This is a genomic window from Paenibacillus sp. TAB_01 (genome assembly GCF_043945595.1).
Lineage (GTDB): Bacteria > Bacillota > Bacilli > Paenibacillales > NBRC-103111 > Paenibacillus_S.
In genome coordinates this window covers 5,703,701-5,721,872 of the sequence record NZ_JBIFNP010000001.1, presented here as the reverse complement: position 1 = coordinate 5,721,872, position 18,172 = coordinate 5,703,701, and the positions used below count along the sequence as shown (strand labels likewise).

Here is an 18,172-nt window from a genome sequence, read left to right as displayed (position 1 = left end):
CAGAACATACAGAAAGCTTCCCTTGCAGCCGCCTTCTTAGAGCAGATGCTCCGGTTTGGACAGCACCTAACCGATACTTGAAGCGGCTGCACAATCGAAATCGGCTTTCCCGCGAGGCAGATCGTGAAGGCAGGATCAAGCTTCAAGCAGCTTGTGTCGGGCCTGCTTTGTCGTACAGGCAGTACGGCAGGGAAACGCCGGGTCTGTATGAGACAAGCGATGGAAAAAGGAGCTGGAGTCTTTGTTGATCCTCATTATTGCAGCGGCGCTGCTCATTATTTTTATAGAGACGCCGGCATTGGTTCGCCAGAGAAGATGGAAGGAGCTTGCCGTGTTCTCGGGCTTTTTAATATCAGGACTGATCCTGGGCGTTATTCTGGCGCTTCATCTGGCCTTTCCGAACCTGACCCAGCTGACTGAAGCGGTGTTCAGACCGGTTCAAAGGCTGCTGGTACAGTAATAGTCCTTAGCTTAGCATTGAAAATGCGTGCTCCGCATCGAAAACTGGGACTGGCGCTCCGTGTCAGAAACGGTAGTAAAGGCTTGGACTAAGCTCAACGAAAGTTTCGATAATTTTGTCAGCATTCCTCACATTTGTGTTAAGATAGAGGGAGAAACGGAACCTTCTATATTTCGGGCGAAGCGGGGGATTTCAATGAAGGCCAAGATGTCGATAGGCTCGTTGAAGCAGGAAATTATCAAAATTTATAATTCGATCAATCAGGAGATTTTTGGCATCGGCATCCGGTCGCAGCGGCTTGAAATCTCGGGGGACAAAGTGTTTATTTTCGCTACCCACAAGCGGATCCCGGCATTGAAAATATTGGATGAAACGCACCGGGCGCTTACGGCCTCGGTCGACGTCGCCGTCATGGAAGCGAATAAAAAAATGCTGAAGCGCAAGCTGGAGGAAACGCTCGGTCTGCAGGTGCTGACCGTGCTCAAGGATTACGATCCGGTTGCCGAATATTCGGCTACGATTATCGTGCTGGAGCATCCTTTGGAGGAAGCGGACAAGGAAGCGAGATAGAAATTTTGTCCAGGGCCCTTGCCAATGTCTGTCTCATATGTTATATTAACTAACAAGTAAGTTACATTTAATTTTGTTATTACTTTAAAAGTGTTAGTTGCATGTTATGTTAATCTCATTTGAATGGAATGGCTTTGAGTCCTTTCTCCCTGTAGATTCGACGTTATTCCAATATTCTTATGAGATCCACTTCAACATAGCAGGTAATGAGGAACTCCGTTCTACCCCACAAGGAAGAGGAGAGCCTTACGACCGCTTATTGTGACATAGTACAGCCTGTTTATTCTATTTTAGGCTGACGTATGCTCATGATGGCGGTTTTTTTATTCCCAAAAAGGCTAACAGACGATGGAAGGGGCAGCTGAGCATGATCATTACACATCCGCAGTATAACGTAGATTCCGTTTTATCGGCTTTGAACGCCATCACGGGCGGAAGGGTGGTGATGGATTGGAACGAAGTGACGGCAGGCACGAATCCGTATGTCGTGACGAAGACGTCCAATATTCCGGGCAAAAGCGTGATCGAAATCCCGGGACTTATTTTCGGAGATAAGCAGAAGCCTGTGCGGCGCATTGGCGTAGGGATGACGCTGACCGAATCCGTAATTGAGCTCGCTTCGGGCATGAATCTGGACTTGATCGTGGTTCACCATCCTGTCGCTGATGCGGCAAGCTCCGGCGGGGTTCCGTTCGCCCACTACCTGCCGCTGTACGATCTGGCGCTGATTGAGCTGCACGAGGCTTTTCACGGCTTGCATCCGGGAGTGACGTTCCTGCACGGACACCGCAAGCTGAAGACGGACATCTGCTTCGGAGGCATTCAAGGCAATGTGCTGCACCAGGGGGTTGCGCTGGAGGAAGTCCGCACGGTTCGCGATATAGTTCAGAGAATTGACCGTTGGATGGGACGAGGTCTGGATGAGCAGGTGCTTGAGGCGGAGCGCCGCATTCGCGGAGAAACGGAGCTGCAGGAAGCCAATCTGATGAACCCCGTTCACGTTTTAAGCGGGGAGTTGGATTCTCCGGTCCGGCACGTCCTGCATTTCTTCCCTCACTCGGGCTTTACGGTGCCGCATTTGCAGCAGGCGCTGGCGATGTATCCGGAGACGGATACGATTATTGTGAGCATCAGCCGCGTCCGGGAGTACAGCGAGCTGGTGCAGTATGCGAAGCGTGCCGGACTCAACTTTATCGTCGGCAATTCGCACTCGCTAGAAATATTGGAGAACGGGCTTCCGCTCGCTTATGCGCTGGAATGGATGCTGCCCGGCGTGGAGCTCTTCCTGCTGAGGGAACGGATTACGGCCGTCCCGCTGCAAAGCGTAGGCAATCCGCAGATGGTTGAATATGGCAAGAGTATGGCTGAACAATACTTGGTTGCAGGCCGTACGCGCGCCGTTCATACATAATAATCGTTTCATAAACAATGGGAGGGGACCAAACGATGAAGAAGAACAAACGTGCAGGATTGTTATTAAGCGCTCTGATGCTGCTTGGCGCAGTGGTCGGCTGTGGAAAGGAGGCCGCTCCGGCATCTGCTCCCGCAGCGCCCGCCGCGGAGACGAAACCGGCGGAGAAGCCTCCGGAATTGAAAACCGTGCGGTTCTCCGAGGTCATCCGCTCGATCTTTTACGCTCCGCATTATATCGCGATGGAGAAGGGGTTCTTCAAGGAAGCGGGCATCAACATCGATATGAACACGGCGCAGGGCTCGGATAAAGGCGCTGCGGCGCTGCTGGCCGGGGTGGCGGATATCTCGCTGGTCGGACCGGAGACGGCCATCTACATTTTCAACCAAAAGGGCGATAAGAAGCTTAAGATCTTCCATCAGCTGACGTTCAAGGACGGTTCCTTCCTGCTGTCGAGAAATAAAATGGATACGTTCAAATGGAGCGATCTTGCCGGAAAAAGCGTCATCGGCTGGAGACCCGGCAGCGCGCCGCAGATGGTGTTGAACTCCAAGCTGCTTCAGGAAAAAGTAGCTAATGCCGATATCGTCACGAATATCGCTTCCACTGCAATGGCGGGCGCTTTTACAAGCGGCAAAGGGGACTTCATCCAGGTGTTCGAGCCGATTGCATCTACATTGGAGAAGGAAGGCAAAGCCTATTACGTAGCCTCGATGGGAGACGGCTTCGGCCAGTTCCCGGAAACGTCGTATGTGGCGACGGAGGATTATTTGAAGAACAACGCCGAAACGGTGCAAAAGTTTTCCGACGCTTTGGTCAAAGCGACCAAATGGCTTGATACGGCCTCGAAGGACGAGATCGCAGCGGCGCTGGCTCCTTACTTTGAAGGGACGCCCAAGGACATCATTATTCAGTCCGTCGACCGGTACAAAAAGCAGGGGACGTGGAATGCCAATCCGGAGCTGACGGCTGTACAATTCGATACGCTGCAGCATGTGCTGATTGAGAACGGGGTCTTGAAGGAAGAGCAGAAAGTGAAAATGGAGGATGTCGTTGACATGACCTTTGCGAAGAAAGCGGTGAAATAAGTATGGCGCAGATTGAACTGGATCAAGTATCGCTTCGGTACTTTACGATGAAGCAGGAGACGGAAGCGCTGAGAGACATCGACATCCGCATCGAAGCAGGCGAATTTATAAGCATTGTGGGGCCGAGCGGCTGCGGCAAAAGCACGCTGCTGTCGCTGATCTCCGGCATGATCAAGCCGACGGGCGGCAAGATGCGCATCGACGGGCAGGAGGTCGCCGGAACTTCCCGCAAGGTCGGTTATATGCTCCAGCACGACCACCTGCTCGAGTGGCGGAATGTACTGAGCAACCTGATGGTCGGCGCCGAAATCCGCCGCATGGATAAACGGGCCGCCGAGCGCAAGGCGCTGGAGCTGCTGGAGCGCTATGGGCTGGGCGGCTTCGCCCACCACAGCCCGGCCCAGCTGTCCGGCGGCATGCGCCAGCGAGTGGCGCTGATCCGGACGCTCGTGACCGAGCCCGACATTTTGCTGCTTGATGAGCCTTTCTCGGCGCTCGATTACCAGACGCGGCTGGCTCTGGCGGACGAGATCGCCTCAATTATAAAGGATCAAGGCAAAACAGCCATCCTCGTCACGCATGACATCTCGGAAGCGATCTGTATGGCGGACCGCGTGCTGGTCATGTCGAAGCGGCCGAGCACCATCTCGGCGGTGCACCGGATCGAATTTGAGGAAGGCCCGGATTTGACGCCTTGGCAGAAGCGCGAAGCAGGCCGGTATCATACGTACTTTAATACCATTTGGAAGGAGCTGCAGGGGCATGTCGTCCGTACAGGTACATGAATCAACACGACAACAAAATCCGGCGGGCTTGAACGCCGAGCGGCGTACGGTGACCGTCTCCGCTCCGCAGGGAGCCGTTCCAGAAGGGCAGGCCTCCGGCCCGACGGAAGCCTATAAGGCCTATCTGCGCAGGCAGAAGCGTCACCGCTATACGATCCGCGGCATGCAGCTGCTCATCCTGCTCGCGCTGCTCGGGTTGTGGGAGCTGGCGGCAGACTTGAAATGGGTCGACTCGATGCTGACCAGCAAGCCTTCCCAGATCGCCGCCTCGTTCAAGGAACTGATGAGTCAAGGCCAGCTGATGCACCATACTTGGGTTACGGCGCAGGAAACGATCATCGGCATTGTCGTTTCGATGCTGCTCGGGACGCTGGTTGCGGTCGCCTTCTGGTGGTCCGGCTTCGTCTCCAAGGTGCTCGATCCTTATATGGTTGTGCTGAATGCGCTGCCCAAGGTAGCTCTGGGGCCGATCTTCTATATTTGGCTCGGCGACCGCTACTCGATTTACGGTATGGCGATAGCCATTTCCCTGATCGTGACCATTATGATGATCGAGTCCGGCTTTAAAGAAATCGGCAAAACGAAGCAGAAGCTGATGGAATCGTTCGGCGCGACACGCTGGCAGATGCTTCGCATGGTGCTGCTGCCGGCCAGCATTCCGAATATAATCGCGACGTTGAAGGTGAATGTGGGCTTGACTTTGGTAGGCGTTATTATGGGCGAGTTTTTGTCCTCCAAAGCGGGGCTGGGCTTCCTGATTATTTACGGAGGCCAAGTATTCCAAATGCATATGGTTATGACGAGCATCGTGATCCTGGCGCTGCTGTCGATCGTGCTGTACGGCTTGGTTACGCTGCTTGGGCGGCTGGCGATGCGCAGATATCATTTTGACTCGTAGATAGAGCAAGAAGACCTGATGAGACTAGGACAATGCAATTCAGACATATATATCCTAGAAGTCCGTTCGAAGGGATGAGGCGAAAGACCCAGGGGAGCAGTTCCCCGCACGGCATAAGGCTTCATTTCGACGGGCTTCAACAGGAGGAGGGATGTATATGCGATTTACCGTCCAGTATATACCTCTAAACAAGCTGAAGCCGGATGCAGCTACCCGAATGACGGCGCAGCTCCGTAAGCTTCGCAGGCTGGTGTGGGACTGTATGCACCTGCTGGTGGTGCGCAAAAACCGCAAAGACGGCACTTATACCATCCTGCTCGGCAATGACCGCTATCAATATCTTCGTGAGCATACGAAAAAGCTTTCCGCGCCATGCCTGATCGACGACAGCGGACCCAAGGCCGATATCCGGTCGTGGCTGCGCCGGTGGCGTGAGGCGAAGCGCCCGGCGCCGTGGCTTGCGGTTCCCTGCGAGCGGCTGGCTCCGGTTGCCTGGTCGGCCGTAAAGACTCTTCTTAAGGAAGAGCCCCGTTTTCGAGAGCAGACCCGCAGTCAGCAGTGGGAGGTGCTGCTGCTGGCCGTCCACTGCAAGCGAACGGTTGTCGCTTCAATGAAGTCGAAGGTGAAGGAGCTTTCCTCCTGATCCGCTGCTGAAGGAATATTGTGCTGAAGCGCGCTCAAAATCGAGGTATGAATAATGGTTCAACAAGCTCGGGCTGCCTTGAGGCAGCCCGAGCTTGTTGATAAAGCAACCCGCCGAGCAACCCGCCGAGCAACCCGCTGAGCGTCCCGCCTCCTGCGCCGGATTACGGCGTCCATTGCACACGTACCTGCTTGGAGGTCTTGTTCATTTGCAGCAGCATGCCCGGGTTGTTCTGAGCAGGCTGCGTATTGGCCCGAGGCGGCGGCGGATTTACCCGCACCCGTAGGAGGACAGCGTCCCGTTGTTCCCGTAAGGACTTGAGCTGTACGCTGTATCCGCTGCTGCTTTGCATGCCGCCGGCGATATAAATGTAACTGGACTCTCCGGCATCGAAGCGTTCGAAGCCTCTGGACACGCCTAATTTCGTCTTGGCCTGACGGAGGAGTTCCTGCAATGCCTCATTCCCCTGAGGTGAATCGACGGCTGAGGAGATCCGCGACCCGATAGGAAGCGGTGCAGCCGTTCAACAGGCACAATAACGCAATGAACAAGAGGATCATCGGCTTTTTCATGAGTCGGAAGCCTCCTGACCATGGCTTTATTTTGAATATTTTACCATAATTATCCTTGGTTTATTGCCTTTTGATTATCGCGCTGTACAATAAGGGTAAAGAGGGGGAAAAGGAGGGATTCGGATGATTGTTCGTGAAACGGAGGATCAGTTTGTCATGGTTGGCCAGCATGACCATGCCCGTTTGTCGGGTGATGCGGCTTCGCATTTTACCGAGAACTGCTTTGTCGATACCAACTACGTCCAGGATGTGCTTACAGGGGTATACGAGCATGACCGGAGCTGGATTCGCCTGGACGATACGCCTGTATGGAATGACCGGGATCATGCTCCGTTCTCGTTTATGGATTATCCGCTGCTGCCCAAGCTGACCTTATACAAGCAGGGCATTGATGAGGTGGAGCTTGGCAATCCATATGCGGCGCTGCTGTGCAGTCTGCACTATGCTTCCTTTTCCATTTTCCAAACAAGCGAGCTGCCGGAATGCAAGCAGTTTTACCAGCACGAGCTGGAGCGTCAGGCCAGAATCAAGAGCGAACGCAATTCCTTGGATGAGCAGGCGCTGCGCAGTCATTTTCAGCTGCTGCAGCTTTGCGACGACATCTCCTTGTACGTATGCCTCAATCGGCCTGGAGTCGGCAAGGAAGAGGAGCATCCATGGTACCGCAAGGGCTTCAAAAACTCGGAGCTCATCACGGGGAACCCTGAGCATCGGATCATCCCGCATTGGGTGAGCGATAAAGCGATCCGGATCACGCCTTCGCCGTTTACAGGCCCGTTTGATGCCAAGCTCAAGCTGAAGCGGGTATCCAAGCGGCTAGCTGCGGAAATCGGCATCGGCGACGCTTACAAGCAAACCGAATGGTCGGAGCAGACCATCGTATTTTTGTCCTAAAGCCGCGTGAAAAAGAACCCGCCTATGCCACTATGCGCAGGCGGGTTTTGGGTTGCGAAAAGAAGTGCTGGCTGAACCATTCCGCCGTCACATAAAACCGGCGCCGCTTCACTCCTGCACTCCGCCATTCCGCGGCGGCTTGGGCTTGGTCCATGCCAGGGATGCGCCGCCGTGGGGGCGGACAGAATGACAGCACTTTGCGCAGTGCCGGAATTTGAAGCTAAGCATCGTCGGCCAAGCGGCGAACCGGCGCTTCGGTCAGACGGCAGCGCCGCGGTTTATTCCAGACGGAATCCCCGCGCTTCGAGGAAGGGGCGGATATGCGCCCGGACCGGCTGGCGGTATTTGTCCGCGATACCCTGCGACCAGGTCGTATTGATCTTCCCTTGGCTCCGCTGCTTGTAGTATTCGCTGGTTACTTCGTCGTAGGCGTCAATGGACGAGCGGGTTTTGCTGCTGTCGTATGCGTTCTCGTGGTAGACGGCCTGCTGTGCAAAGCGCGGGCGCAGCGACGGCTCCTGATCGGGAACGCCGACGCACATGCCGAACACGGGGTAGACGAGCTGCGGAAGGTTCAGCGCTTGGCTTACCTCCTCCGGGTTGTTGCGGATGCCTCCGATGTAGCAGATGCCGAGTTCCATCGATTCGGCAGCGATTGCCGCGTTCTGGGCTGCGAGAGCCGCATCGATCGTGGCGACGAGCAGGCTTTCGGTATTTTGATGAAAGGGCTGCTGCTGCATTTCGACTGCAGCTTGAATGCGGTGCAAATCCGCACAAAACACCAGGAACAGGCCGCACTGCTCGACATAAGCCTGATTTCCGGCCAGTCCGGCCAGCGTGTGCTTGGTTTGCGGATCGGTTACGCCCACAATGCTGAACGCCTGCACATTGCTGGAAGTAGATGCCATCTGAGCGGAGACGATGATCGCTTCGGTTTGTTCGCTGGTCAGCGGAACAGGCTTGAATTTGCGGATAGAACGGTGGCTTTGCAGCAGTTCAATAACAGAATTCATGGCAGTTGCTCCTTTACAGAGAGAATGGTCCGGCGATTCGTGCTCATTTTATACGAATGGCATTAGGGTGTCAACGAGCCCGGAGGATGGGAAGGAACCGGCTTGGAATCCGGTAGAAAACAGGCGTAAATCTGTAAAAAGACCGTTGACGGTCACTTCAGAAACTTGATACTATAATCAAAACATAGTTAAACCATCGGAATAATATGATCTACCGGACGGCCGGAGAGAGAACGTCTTGAAAATGCGCCCTCTCTTTTTTCATATACGGGCAGGTTGACAATGATAATGAGAACCATTATCATTAGGATATCAAGTGAATGAGAATAATTATCAATATATCCAAAGGGAGGACTGCAGATGGCGTCTATATTAGTGGTTGGAGCGGATCATTTGGGAAACATGCCGGAGCAGCTTGCTCATATCGGTTTTGACGAGGTAATGCATATGTCGGGCCGCAAGTGCCAGATGGTACGGAAAGGAATTCCCGAGAAGGTCGATGCTGTACTCGTGCTTACGGATTACATTAACCATAACCTGACCAAAGTGATAAAACAGCAGGCTAAGGAACAGGAGCTTCCTATTTATTATGCCAAGAGATCCTGGTGTTCCGTTCAGAAGGCGCTTTGCTCCTGCAAGCATGTCTGTGAGATGATGGCGCAGACGAAGCAGTAGAGAGCTGCGGAAGTGTCTTCTCAGAAGAAGATGGCGGGCTAGAGATGACGTTCATTTGCAGGCCATGAGGTCTGATTATGGGCGCCGGCTTATCCTGATTTGCATTCTGATGCGGACTGGAGGAATACGTTTTTTAGAAAGGACATGCCGTTTGAAACCGATACGATATATAAAGCTGATGCACTCGCTGTAGTATTCGCCGCGCAGGACGGAAACTGGAGAGTGCTTTTTGCTGTTCATCGGGACAATTACCGCAATGATTCATGGGAGTTATGAAAACCAAACAGCCCGGATCATCGCTTGGACGACGGGCTGGCAGTCGACGGTTTACCCTAATATCGAGTAACGTGCAGCGCGGCGCGGCAAGATAAACCGGTAGTTATTTATTATTTGAACGCTCCGCTCTTACAAAATTAATAAAGCGCTTGGCTTCTTCCGGGGTCAGCCTCATCCCGTCAACGGTAAGAGAAAACTTTTCCAGAATATGCTCGTCGGAAAGCTCCAAAGCATCCACAAATTCGCGGACATCCTCGTCCAGCTCGCCGTGCGGGTCACTCGGTTCTGCCGATCAGGTAGTCGATGGACACGTTAAACAAATTGGCGATACTGACTATCGTTTCATAGTCCGGCTCTCTCCGGTTATTCTCGTAATGCGATAGTGAGGCCCGGGTAATCCCCAGCTTGGTCGAAAGCCCCTCCTGCGTCAGGGAATGTTTTTCACGAAGCGCCGCTATCCTTTCCCCGTACTTCATATCTTATTAACCTCCAATTATGCAATCTTTGATGATGAAAAAGGACCATAAATAGGTACATCATGCCCTTGACATTGATACATAATGTATCGTATGTTTATGCTATGAATCTGACTTATTTAGGTTTTATTGCCGAAAAACGTTGATTTTTAAGGGAATTCGTATGTTTTGAGGTAAAGCTCAAAAGTGTGAAATGTATTACATAATGTATCATGAGTTTATTTTACCTAAAAAAACGAGGATTGGGAAGATGCGAGATGAATGAATTGTTAAACACGGTCAGGCAATCGCAGCTGCGGATGCGGCTGGCCTCCATCGAATGCAGATTGTCCGTTCTTCATGCGGACCGCAAGCCTGTTCCGACGGACAAGTACGCCCTTGTCACCATAACGGATATTCGGAACGACACTATCCTTTTTACAACCCCTCTGCTCCTTCCGGATGAAGGCAAACTGATCTACGGCTGTCGGATTATGCTGGAAGGAACCTCCTTCTCTATCATGGGAGGCGGCATCAAGCGCCTAAATGAGCTCTCTCCCTACGAATATCGAATGGAGTACAGTCTGGACGAGCAGGAACAGATCCGGATGTACGCCGCGGTAAACGCTATGCTGGAGACGGCGGCCACAAGTATTTCAAGAGCTATTGCAAGCTACATATCCTTTCATTCCCGCGCTTACAGGAACCGCTCGCTCCCCAGACAATCATTTCAAATCTAATGAAGAGCCCTTTTACTAAAAAATGTGAAGTATCTCACAAAACCGCAAATACTAAAGTATTTTTTAGATGAATTTCGACATGGATATACAAAATTCCCGTTTTGTTGACGTTTTTACTGTTTGACAGGATACAAAATGTATCATAGAGTGATACTATAAACAGCCGGTGGAAGCAACGGAAATAACAATGAGACAAAGGGAGAGAGTTACGAAATGAGTAGCAGCTACTCGAACCGGAAGGTCATTTCCATGGACATTTATCGCATTATGAAACAGTTGAACCTTGATGAGAAAACGTTTACTCTTCAATCCCCGCCTTCTTCCTATAAAGATCCTCAGTCGCCAGATGACGGGGACTCCAAGAAATAATACATACATAGGCAAGCTTGCGAGCTACACATACGCAAGAGGAAAATTCCGCAGCCTTTATGCTGTGGGATTTTTTTTGGAAGCCGGACTGTAAACATTCAGAATAATTAATTTGACAAACTGTTAGATACGAATTGTATCGAAAGTGGAAAACATGTATAATCAGGTTTAAGAGCCTTTGACAGCTTCATAGAACCCGCCCCAATTTACGGCGTGCCATCGGTATGAGATAGAAACTTGCGGGAAAGGAAAGATACGGCGTCATGAAACTAGGAAAACGTATTTCCCAGTTGAGGGGAGAGAGGCAATTAACGCAAGGAGAACTGGCCAGGATTATCGGTGTGACCCGCGCAGCATTGTCCCATTATGAAAACGATCGCAGACAGCCTACATACGATACATTGAAAAAGCTCGCCCAGTATTTTTCCGTAAGCGTGGATTATGTGATGGAGGGCCCGGACAGCAGCAAGCAGCTTCCCCCCACGTAAGGAAGCCGAGCCGGCATGGCAGTCACGGCATCATAAGCGTTTTGACAAGAAGCGTACTGCCGCGGCGCTATTTGGATTGGTGCGAATAGTGCTTTTTTATATCAATTCAGAGATACGTTATGTATCAAAAATAAATGGAAGGGCCGATCTCTTCCATAACCCGCAGGGAGGAAGAAACATGAAAGTGCTGCTTACCGGCGGCGCCGGTTTTATAGGCTCGCACACGGCGGAATACGCTTTAAAGGTAGGTCTGGAGGTTGTGATTGTCGACCGTTTGGATTCGGAGGGGGAAGCTTTAACAAATCCGCGATGCAAAATATACAAAACGGATCTGGAGAGCAGGGAGCTTCGCGATATATTCGAAGAGGAAGCGCCGGATTACTGCATCCATTTGGCGGAGCAGACCGATGTAGACGAGTCGCTGCTGTATAAGGGACTGAACCCTAATTTGCGCGGTTTGATCCATTTATTGGACATGTGCCGGGAATTTCCCGTCCGCAAGTTTGTATACGGTTCCTCCGCCGATGTATACGGCGCAACGGAGCTGCTGCCCGTGGACGAAACGTTCCGCTGCACTCCGCTGACGGCCAGCGGAAGAGCGAAGCTGTCGGCGGAAGAATATATCAAACAATACGGGGCGCTGTACGGTCTCCGTTATTCCTTGTTGAGGTATACGAATGTGTATGGTTTGCGGCAGAAGCCTGGAGGCTCGGGCGAGGTAATTTACGATACGGTGGATGCCTATGTGAACGGCGAACGTCCGGTTTTGTACGGCAAGGGGCTGCAGACCAGGGACTTCGTCTACGTGACGGACGTGGCAGCCGCCAATATTCAAGCCTTAAGCTTGGATGGAGGAGAAACCTATAATATAGGTAGCGGGAAATCGATCCGGATCGTCGATCTCGTCGACATGCTGAATGAAATGCTCGATCAAAAAGCGGTTCCGAAATTTATGCCTGCGCGTCCGGAGGATTTCGTTCACCTCTGCGTATCGAACAAGAAGGCGGAGGAGCAATTCGGATGGCGGCCGCGGATCAAGCTGCAGGAGGGATTGACGCAGATCGTAGGGGACTACATGTACAGGCGGTTTATGGATGCGCTCCATAACGGCATAACGTGCTCGGACGCCAGGCCGCATGCCCATGATTTGGTCAAGGAAACGGCCAGCTAGTCATCTAAAAAGGAAAAAAAGGAAACAGCAGCTTTATTTTTTGCGGCTTTGGGGCTTGTCGGATGCTTATTCCTGTATTGACAATGATAATGAGAACCATTATCATTTGAGATAGGTTCTTACCGAGCGACGACGACAGGGAGTGCTGAGCCATATGAAAATTAAGTACTGCTGTAAAAACCTGAAGCAAGGCTCCAAATCCGTTTACAAAGCCATGAAGAGCAAGTTTCCGGATATCAAGCACAAGAAACGCGATTGTCTCGGCAGCTGTAAGGCCTGTTCGAAAGGCTGCATGGTATTGTTCGGCAAGTCGGAGCAGCTGATTTGCGCCCCTTCGGCGAAAAAGCTCTATAAAGAACTGAAAAGCAGAATCGGGTAGCTTCCCGCGGAAAGGAGCGATTCTTGATGACTTTTTTATGGATCCTCTCTCCTGCGCTGTTCGTTGCAATAGTATTGGTTTTATTGTATATTTCGGGAATGAGAGCGAAATAACTACAATAGACCCATAGGAAGGTGGATACCCACTTGATGTCAGATGAGCTGTTCCAGGCATTGAACGAACAGATGAACTTTGAGTTTTATTCCTCGCAGGTATACTTGGCGATGGCTGCCTATTGCTCCGGTGAAAGTTTGGATGGTTTTGCCAATTTCTTTATCGTTCAAGCCGAAGAAGAACGGTTCCATGCGATGAAAATGTATAAATATTTGAATGACCGCGGACGGCGTGCGACCATTGCCGGGATGGACAACCCGAACAACGATTATCATTCTGTGCTCCAGGTGTATGAGCATGGCTATGAGCATGAGCAAATCGTTACGAAGCGGATTTATCATTTATCCGATCTGGCGCTGAACGAGCGTGAGCATGCTACGATGCAGTTTCTCAAATGGTTTATCGATGAGCAGGTGGAAGAAGAAGCGATGTTTGACAGCATCATTCAGAAGCTGAAGCGCATTGACAGGGACAGCAACGCTTTCTACATGCTGGATGCGGAATTCGCGCAGCGTGTCTTCACACCGCCGACCGCCTAACCTATTCTATTGGTACATATATAAAGTCAACCAAGCTGCTGCGCCATAAGGTGCGGGCGGCTTTTTTTTCGTGGCTGCTATTCGAAAATCGGCTTATGCCGGGCCCGAGGGTGAGGACGGATGCAGCGGATGAATAACGGACTATGACTGCGGTCTTAGCGGAACATGACTATCTTCATAAAGATTTATTTATAGTTTCCGTTTCGACAAAAATACTGAGGATCCTGAAGCGGAGGCCTCCAGCAAGTGACATTATTTTTTGACAGCTTCCGGTATACTGAAGTTATACAAGCACACGCGATGTAAAGTGAATTGGATGGAGTGTGGTCAATAAGTATGCAGGGGCAAACCAAGACAATTGATATCAAAGTCATTTTGGAGCAGCTTCGGATCCCGCTGGAATCGTTTGAAGCAGCGTCTGCTGTGCCGAATCCGGGAGCCTTTTTACCGACGACGCCAGAAACTCAGAAAGAATTATGGAATGTTGCAGGAGCCTTCTTCAGCCTGGACATAAAAAAACGGGATGCCCGGTGTTCGCAAACTCCTTAATTGCCCCTGCGGATACCCCCTTGTCTGGACAAATCTTGACTCCCAGTGATATGATGAAGTTTAAACAACTGCATATCATTGAAATAGGTGCTGAGCGGGATGCAATCCCGTTCGGTTTAAAAGGGAAGCCGGTGCAAATCCGGCGCGGACCCGCCACTGTAAGGAGCGCCGATACGATTATCGGCAGTCTTTCCGAGATGTAAACGCCACTGGGCTTCAGATCTAAAGCCCGGGAAGGCATCGGTAAGAATGCTCCAAGTCAGGAGACCTGCCTAGCTTCAGAACACTGTTGACCTACGAGGATTTAGGGAGGTGTTAGAGATCGGCTTATCAAAGGGGCGGACGGTACGGTTGTACTGCGAGCGGCCGCCGGAGACGGATAATGATTACAGAAGCATTTCTAACACATTGCGCATGTGTTGGGAATGCTTTTTTTAGTTGTGCTTCGAATGGACTAGACTTCGACTTTTATCATAGTCCTTAATATGAGGACAATACAATGTAGATGGGGAGGCCCGGCGTGATGGCAGGCAAATTGTTAATTATCGGCTTCGGACCCGGCAGCTTTGAGCATATTACCAAGCGGGCGCGCGAAGCGATTCAGGAAAGCGAAGTCATCATCGGCTACAATACCTACGTGGATCTGATCCGGGGACTGCTGTCGGACCAGTCCGTCGTGCGTACGGGAATGACGGAGGAAGTCAGCAGAGCGCAGGAAGCCGTCCGTCAGGCGGAAGCCGGGAAGAAGGTAGCGGTTATTTCGAGCGGCGACGCCGGAGTCTACGGCATGGCCGGACTGGTCTATGAAGTGCTGATGGAAAAAGGCTGGAGCCGCCAGCATGGCGTTGAGGTGGAGATTATCCCCGGAATTTCGGCGATCAATTCCTCGGCTTCCCTGCTTGGGGCTCCTGTCATGCATGATGCGTGCACGATCAGCCTGAGCGATCATTTGACCCCTTGGGAGCTGATCGCCAAACGGGTGGAGGCTGCCGGCATGGCGGATTTCGTTATTGCGCTGTATAACCCGCGCAGCGGGAGACGCACGCGGCAAATCGTGGAAACCCAGCGCATTCTGCTGAAATACCGCTCGCCAGACACGCCGGTCGGTATTGTCAAAAGCGCCTATCGCGACCGTCAGCATGTGGTGCTGACGAATCTGCGGGATATGCTGGATCATGACATCGGCATGCTGACGACCGTCATTATCGGTAATTCGTCGACGACCGTATACGACGGCCTGATGATTACGCCGCGCGGTTACCAGCGCAAGTACACGCTCGGAGCGGACGTACAGCCGCTTCGTCCGCATCAGCGGCTTCAGGAGGCTGCCGAGCCGTGGGCATTGAGGCAAACGGACGGCCTGCTGCAGGATCAGGGCGACGAGGACTGGGCCTGGGAGGAGCCGGACGACGATGAATGGTCGGAGGCGGAGATGCGTGAAGCAGGAGACAGCCGGCTCGCAGGCGGAAACGCGGCGGCAGGAAGCGGAGCGCAGGCGCCCGGCGGCGGAGTACTGCCCACGGGAGCGGAGCGAGGGCCGTCGGGCAGTGCGGCGGACGGAGCAGCGCGTGGTGCGAGCGTAGGCGGAGTGCCGGCAGCGAGTGCCGAGCATGGCCCGGCAGGGCCTGCAGCGGACGGAGCAGCGCGTAGTGCGAGCGTGGGCGGAGTGCCGGCAGCGAGTGCCGAGCATGGCCCGGCAGGGCCTGCAGCGGACGGAGCAGCGCGTAGTGCGAGCGTAGGCGGAGTGCTGGCAGCGAGTTCCGAGCGTGGCCCGGCAGGGCCTGCGGCGGACGGAGCAGCACGTAGTGTGAGCGTGGGCGGAGTGCTGGCAGCGAGTTCCGAGCGTGGCCCGGCAGGGCCTGCGGCGGACGGAGCAGCACGTAGTGTGAGCGTGGGCGTGCTGACAGCGGTGGCAGAGAGCAGCGCAGCGGTGGCGGTTCAGGAGCGCAGCCCCGCCAGCCCGGCCGCGTCTCTGATGCTGGCGCTGGAGGCGCTGCAGCTGGCCGACAGGGCCAAGGGCGTAGAGACTCCCCCGGCGCAAGGTCTTGCGGGCGCGGGCTTGTTCCGCCAGCAGTCGATTTTTGAGCTAGCGGTCAGTCCGGGCGTCGTCGAGAAGAAGTTTACGGCGAAGCAGATGCTGACCCTGGCCGATGTGGTCGGTGAAAAGGGCACGATGGAATACACGCCTCATCATCAGATGATTGTGCGCATCCCGACCGACAATCCCGAGGCCGTCACGTCCAGACTTCGGGCGGAAGGCTTCCTGCTTGCGCCGATCGGCGATGTGGCGCAGCTGAAGGCGTGCGACTTCTGCAACGCCGAGAAAGGCGACGCGATCCCTTACGCGGAGGAGATTCAGGAGCGCCTGGGCGGCTTGCGCGTGCCGAAGGAGCTGCGCATCGGCTTGAACGGCTGCGGTATGGCTTGCTACGGCGCAGTGAATGAAGATATCGGCATCGTGTACCGCAAAGGCAAGTTCGATCTGTTTCTTGGAGGCAAGACGGTGGGACGCAATGCCCATCCGGCGCAGCCGGTAGCGGAGGGGATCGAGCCGGAAGCGATCGTCAATACGATCGAGCGGATTGTGCAGCGCTATGTCGCAGAAGGGCATCCGAATGAGCGATTCCATAAATTTTTTAAACGGGTCAAGCAAATTGAGGGGTACCAACATCAAGAGCTCCCTGTTTTTACAATAGAAAATGCCGTTTGCGGAGATTAAGCGGAGAGAACGGACGAAGGCAAGACTAAACATGGGAGGTACATAGATGAAGGCGGTTTTATTTGTTGGCCATGGAAGCAAGGATGCCGAGGGGAACGAGGAGATCAGGGCATTTGTCCGCTCCGTTGCGGAAGGACTTGAAGGTCCTTTGGTGGAGACATGTTTTTTGGAGTTTGAAGCGCCGTCCATAGCACAAGGGATCGCGAATTGCGTTCGTCAAGGGGCCACGCACGTAGCCGTTGTGCCAATTACTTTATTTGCTGCGGGTCATGCCAAAATTCATATTCCGGCAGCCATTGATGAAGCGAAGCTTCGTTACCCTGATGTGAAATTTACTTACGGGCGCCCGATCGGGGTCCACCAGCAGGTGCTGGATATTTTGAGCTCCCGGCTCGAATCCGCGGGAGCTTTAGCCGAGCTGACGCTGGGCGAGCACACGGACTTGGAGCACACGGCGGTGCTGGTTGTCGGACGCGGCAGCAGCGACGCGGATGCGAACAGCGATTTGTTCAAAATTTCCCGCTTATTCTGGGAGAAGCTCAAGGTGAAATGGGTCGAGACGGCTTTTATCGGGGTCACCGCTCCGCTAATGGAAGAAGGCGTCGCGCGCTGTTTGATGCTTGGCGCCCGCAAAGTCATTATCCTTCCTTACTTTCTGTTCACCGGCGTGCTGATCAAACGGATGGAGCAGATGCTGGAGCAGTACCGCGAAACATATCCGGAACATGAATTTGCGCTGGCCGATTATTTCGGCTTTCATCCGAAGCTGAAGACCATTTTGCAGGAGCGGGCGGTTGAGGCGCTTGAAGGTGAGGTTCGCATGAACTGCGACATGTGCCAATACCGGATTGCGGCAATGGAGCATATTGATCACCACCATCATCATGACGACGACCACCATCATCACGGACATGACCATGATCACGAACACAGTCATGACCACGATCATGAGCATCATCACGAGCATGTGCACGGACATGACCACGATCATGAGCATCATCACGAGCATGTGCACGGACATGACCACGACCATGAGCACCATCACGAGCATGTGCACGGACATGACCACGACCATGAGCACCATCACGAGCATACGCACGGACATGACCACGACCATAAGCACCATCACGAGCATGCGCATGGACATGACCACGATCACGATCATGATCACGAGCATGAGGGCGACCGCAATCTGGTAGGCGTGAGCGGACAAGTGCAGCATGATCACGCACATGAGAAAAAGCAACCCTGAGCATCCTCACGCTCAGGGCTGCATCCAGCGAGCATAAGCAGGCTCAAGCGGAAAGACCGCTTGACGCCAACGATAAAGCAGCAGCTGGCGCACCATCTTAAGCTAGAGAGGG

The 18,172-nt window shown here is 53.2% G+C and carries 20 protein-coding genes, 1 pseudogene and 1 riboswitch; of the genes and pseudogenes, 18 read left to right on the top strand and 3 right to left on the bottom strand.

The window, feature by feature from the left end; translation table 11 throughout:
• The first annotated feature begins 241 nt into the window (after positions 1–241).
• The 7 genes from ACHHV8_RS27865 (at position 242) to ACHHV8_RS27835 (ending at position 5,855) form a co-directional block, all read left to right on the top strand.
• Positions 242–460 (top strand): hypothetical protein, encoded by a 219-nt coding sequence (locus ACHHV8_RS27865; protein ID WP_395162597.1) that lies wholly within the window; start codon positions 242–244, stop codon positions 458–460.
• A gap of 195 nt (positions 461–655) precedes the next feature.
• The gene (locus tag ACHHV8_RS27860) at positions 656–1,030 is read left to right on the top strand and encodes a Na-translocating system protein MpsC family protein (protein ID WP_395162596.1); all 375 of its coding nucleotides are present in this window, start codon (positions 656–658) and stop codon (positions 1,028–1,030) included.
• A gap of 367 nt (positions 1,031–1,397) precedes the next feature.
• Complete coding sequence (locus tag ACHHV8_RS27855) at positions 1,398–2,441, top strand: Nif3-like dinuclear metal center hexameric protein (protein ID WP_395162595.1); 1,044 nt, start codon at positions 1,398–1,400, stop codon at positions 2,439–2,441.
• A 35-nt stretch (positions 2,442–2,476) separates the two neighbouring features.
• Positions 2,477–3,529 (top strand): ABC transporter substrate-binding protein, encoded by a 1,053-nt coding sequence (locus ACHHV8_RS27850; RefSeq protein WP_395162594.1) that lies wholly within the window; start codon positions 2,477–2,479, stop codon positions 3,527–3,529.
• A gap of 2 nt (positions 3,530–3,531) precedes the next feature.
• Complete coding sequence (locus ACHHV8_RS27845) at positions 3,532–4,314, top strand: ABC transporter ATP-binding protein (protein WP_395162593.1); 783 nt, start codon at positions 3,532–3,534, stop codon at positions 4,312–4,314.
• Positions 4,292–5,212: an ABC transporter permease gene (locus tag ACHHV8_RS27840; protein ID WP_395162592.1), complete on the top strand. Its 921-nt coding sequence runs from the start codon at positions 4,292–4,294 to the stop codon at positions 5,210–5,212. Before ACHHV8_RS27845 ends, ACHHV8_RS27840 begins: the two co-directional genes overlap by 23 nt.
• Before the next feature lie 157 nt (positions 5,213–5,369).
• Positions 5,370–5,855 (top strand): hypothetical protein, encoded by a 486-nt coding sequence (locus ACHHV8_RS27835; RefSeq protein WP_395162591.1) that lies wholly within the window; start codon positions 5,370–5,372, stop codon positions 5,853–5,855.
• A 163-nt stretch (positions 5,856–6,018) separates the two neighbouring features.
• On the opposite strand, the gene ACHHV8_RS27830 is transcribed toward ACHHV8_RS27835, so the two are convergent.
• Complete coding sequence (locus ACHHV8_RS27830; protein WP_395162590.1) at positions 6,019–6,309, bottom strand: protease complex subunit PrcB family protein; 291 nt, start codon at positions 6,307–6,309, stop codon at positions 6,019–6,021.
• Between the two features lie 241 nt (positions 6,310–6,550).
• Here ACHHV8_RS27830 and ACHHV8_RS27825 point away from each other — a divergent pair, with 241 nt between their 5' ends.
• Positions 6,551–7,321: a DUF3891 family protein gene (locus tag ACHHV8_RS27825; protein WP_395162589.1), complete on the top strand. Its 771-nt coding sequence runs from the start codon at positions 6,551–6,553 to the stop codon at positions 7,319–7,321.
• Between the two features lie 278 nt (positions 7,322–7,599).
• Here the strand turns inward: ACHHV8_RS27825 and nfsA are convergent, their stop codons facing one another.
• The gene (nfsA, locus tag ACHHV8_RS27820; RefSeq protein WP_395162588.1) at positions 7,600–8,334 is read right to left on the bottom strand and encodes an oxygen-insensitive NADPH nitroreductase; all 735 of its coding nucleotides are present in this window, start codon (positions 8,332–8,334) and stop codon (positions 7,600–7,602) included.
• 360 nt (positions 8,335–8,694) lie between these two features.
• On the opposite strand from nfsA, the gene ACHHV8_RS27815 reads away from it, so the two are divergent.
• Complete coding sequence (locus ACHHV8_RS27815; RefSeq protein ID WP_395162587.1) at positions 8,695–9,009, top strand: DUF2325 domain-containing protein; 315 nt, start codon at positions 8,695–8,697, stop codon at positions 9,007–9,009.
• A gap of 379 nt (positions 9,010–9,388) precedes the next feature.
• On the opposite strand, the pseudogene ACHHV8_RS27810 reads toward ACHHV8_RS27815, so the two are convergent.
• A pseudogene (locus ACHHV8_RS27810) lies at positions 9,389–9,761 on the bottom strand (helix-turn-helix domain-containing protein).
• A 257-nt stretch (positions 9,762–10,018) separates the two neighbouring features.
• On the opposite strand from ACHHV8_RS27810, the gene ACHHV8_RS27805 reads away from it, so the two are divergent.
• The 9 genes from ACHHV8_RS27805 (at position 10,019) to ACHHV8_RS27765 (ending at position 18,060) form a co-directional block, all read left to right on the top strand.
• Positions 10,019–10,480 carry a hypothetical protein gene (locus tag ACHHV8_RS27805; RefSeq protein WP_395162586.1) on the top strand — a complete coding sequence of 154 codons (462 nt, stop codon included), beginning with the start codon at positions 10,019–10,021 and terminating at the stop codon, positions 10,478–10,480.
• Positions 10,481–10,693: 213 nt separating this feature from the next.
• Positions 10,694–10,849, top strand: coding sequence for a hypothetical protein (locus tag ACHHV8_RS27800; protein ID WP_395162585.1), 156 nt, complete (start codon positions 10,694–10,696; stop codon positions 10,847–10,849).
• 263 nt (positions 10,850–11,112) lie between these two features.
• Complete coding sequence (locus ACHHV8_RS27795) at positions 11,113–11,337, top strand: helix-turn-helix domain-containing protein (RefSeq protein WP_395162584.1); 225 nt, start codon at positions 11,113–11,115, stop codon at positions 11,335–11,337.
• A 178-nt stretch (positions 11,338–11,515) separates the two neighbouring features.
• Complete coding sequence (locus ACHHV8_RS27790; protein ID WP_395162583.1) at positions 11,516–12,508, top strand: NAD-dependent epimerase/dehydratase family protein; 993 nt, start codon at positions 11,516–11,518, stop codon at positions 12,506–12,508.
• A 154-nt stretch (positions 12,509–12,662) separates the two neighbouring features.
• Entirely contained in the window at positions 12,663–12,887 is a 225-nt protein-coding gene (locus tag ACHHV8_RS27785; protein ID WP_395162582.1) for a DUF1450 domain-containing protein, read from the top strand.
• A 149-nt stretch (positions 12,888–13,036) separates the two neighbouring features.
• Positions 13,037–13,540: a ferritin gene (locus ACHHV8_RS27780; RefSeq protein WP_395163646.1), complete on the top strand. Its 504-nt coding sequence runs from the start codon at positions 13,037–13,039 to the stop codon at positions 13,538–13,540.
• A 336-nt stretch (positions 13,541–13,876) separates the two neighbouring features.
• Positions 13,877–14,089 carry a hypothetical protein gene (locus ACHHV8_RS27775; RefSeq protein WP_395162581.1) on the top strand — a complete coding sequence of 71 codons (213 nt, stop codon included), beginning with the start codon at positions 13,877–13,879 and terminating at the stop codon, positions 14,087–14,089.
• Positions 14,090–14,157: 68 nt separating this feature from the next.
• Positions 14,158–14,379: riboswitch (cobalamin riboswitch) on the top strand.
• Between the two features lie 233 nt (positions 14,380–14,612).
• Complete coding sequence (gene cobJ, locus ACHHV8_RS27770; RefSeq protein WP_395162580.1) at positions 14,613–16,808, top strand: precorrin-3B C(17)-methyltransferase; 2,196 nt, start codon at positions 14,613–14,615, stop codon at positions 16,806–16,808.
• Between the two features lie 46 nt (positions 16,809–16,854).
• Positions 16,855–18,060 (top strand): sirohydrochlorin chelatase, encoded by a 1,206-nt coding sequence (locus ACHHV8_RS27765; RefSeq protein WP_395162579.1) that lies wholly within the window; start codon positions 16,855–16,857, stop codon positions 18,058–18,060.
• The last annotated feature ends 112 nt before the right edge of the window (positions 18,061–18,172 follow it).

Bases quoted from the DNA above. Each gene is read 5' to 3' on its own strand.
- ACHHV8_RS27860 (WP_395162596.1), top strand. From the start codon at position 656: ATGAAGGCCAAGATGTCGATAGGCTCGTTGAAGCAGGAAATTATCAAA.
- ACHHV8_RS27855 (WP_395162595.1), top strand. From the start codon at position 1,398: ATGATCATTACACATCCGCAGTATAACGTAGATTCCGTTTTATCGGCT.
- ACHHV8_RS27850 (WP_395162594.1), top strand. From the start codon at position 2,477: ATGAAGAAGAACAAACGTGCAGGATTGTTATTAAGCGCTCTGATGCTG.
- ACHHV8_RS27845 (WP_395162593.1), top strand. From the start codon at position 3,532: ATGGCGCAGATTGAACTGGATCAAGTATCGCTTCGGTACTTTACGATG.
- ACHHV8_RS27840 (WP_395162592.1), top strand. From the start codon at position 4,292: ATGTCGTCCGTACAGGTACATGAATCAACACGACAACAAAATCCGGCG.
- ACHHV8_RS27835 (WP_395162591.1), top strand. From the start codon at position 5,370: ATGCGATTTACCGTCCAGTATATACCTCTAAACAAGCTGAAGCCGGAT.
- ACHHV8_RS27825 (WP_395162589.1), top strand. From the start codon at position 6,551: ATGATTGTTCGTGAAACGGAGGATCAGTTTGTCATGGTTGGCCAGCAT.
- nfsA (WP_395162588.1), bottom strand. From the start codon at position 8,334: ATGAATTCTGTTATTGAACTGCTGCAAAGCCACCGTTCTATCCGCAAA.
- ACHHV8_RS27815 (WP_395162587.1), top strand. From the start codon at position 8,695: ATGGCGTCTATATTAGTGGTTGGAGCGGATCATTTGGGAAACATGCCG.
- ACHHV8_RS27805 (WP_395162586.1), top strand. From the start codon at position 10,019: ATGAATGAATTGTTAAACACGGTCAGGCAATCGCAGCTGCGGATGCGG.
- ACHHV8_RS27800 (WP_395162585.1), top strand. From the start codon at position 10,694: ATGAGTAGCAGCTACTCGAACCGGAAGGTCATTTCCATGGACATTTAT.
- ACHHV8_RS27795 (WP_395162584.1), top strand. From the start codon at position 11,113: ATGAAACTAGGAAAACGTATTTCCCAGTTGAGGGGAGAGAGGCAATTA.
- ACHHV8_RS27790 (WP_395162583.1), top strand. From the start codon at position 11,516: ATGAAAGTGCTGCTTACCGGCGGCGCCGGTTTTATAGGCTCGCACACG.
- ACHHV8_RS27785 (WP_395162582.1), top strand. From the start codon at position 12,663: ATGAAAATTAAGTACTGCTGTAAAAACCTGAAGCAAGGCTCCAAATCC.
- ACHHV8_RS27780 (WP_395163646.1), top strand. From the start codon at position 13,037: ATGTCAGATGAGCTGTTCCAGGCATTGAACGAACAGATGAACTTTGAG.
- ACHHV8_RS27775 (WP_395162581.1), top strand. From the start codon at position 13,877: ATGCAGGGGCAAACCAAGACAATTGATATCAAAGTCATTTTGGAGCAG.
- cobJ (WP_395162580.1), top strand. From the start codon at position 14,613: ATGGCAGGCAAATTGTTAATTATCGGCTTCGGACCCGGCAGCTTTGAG.
- ACHHV8_RS27765 (WP_395162579.1), top strand. From the start codon at position 16,855: ATGAAGGCGGTTTTATTTGTTGGCCATGGAAGCAAGGATGCCGAGGGG.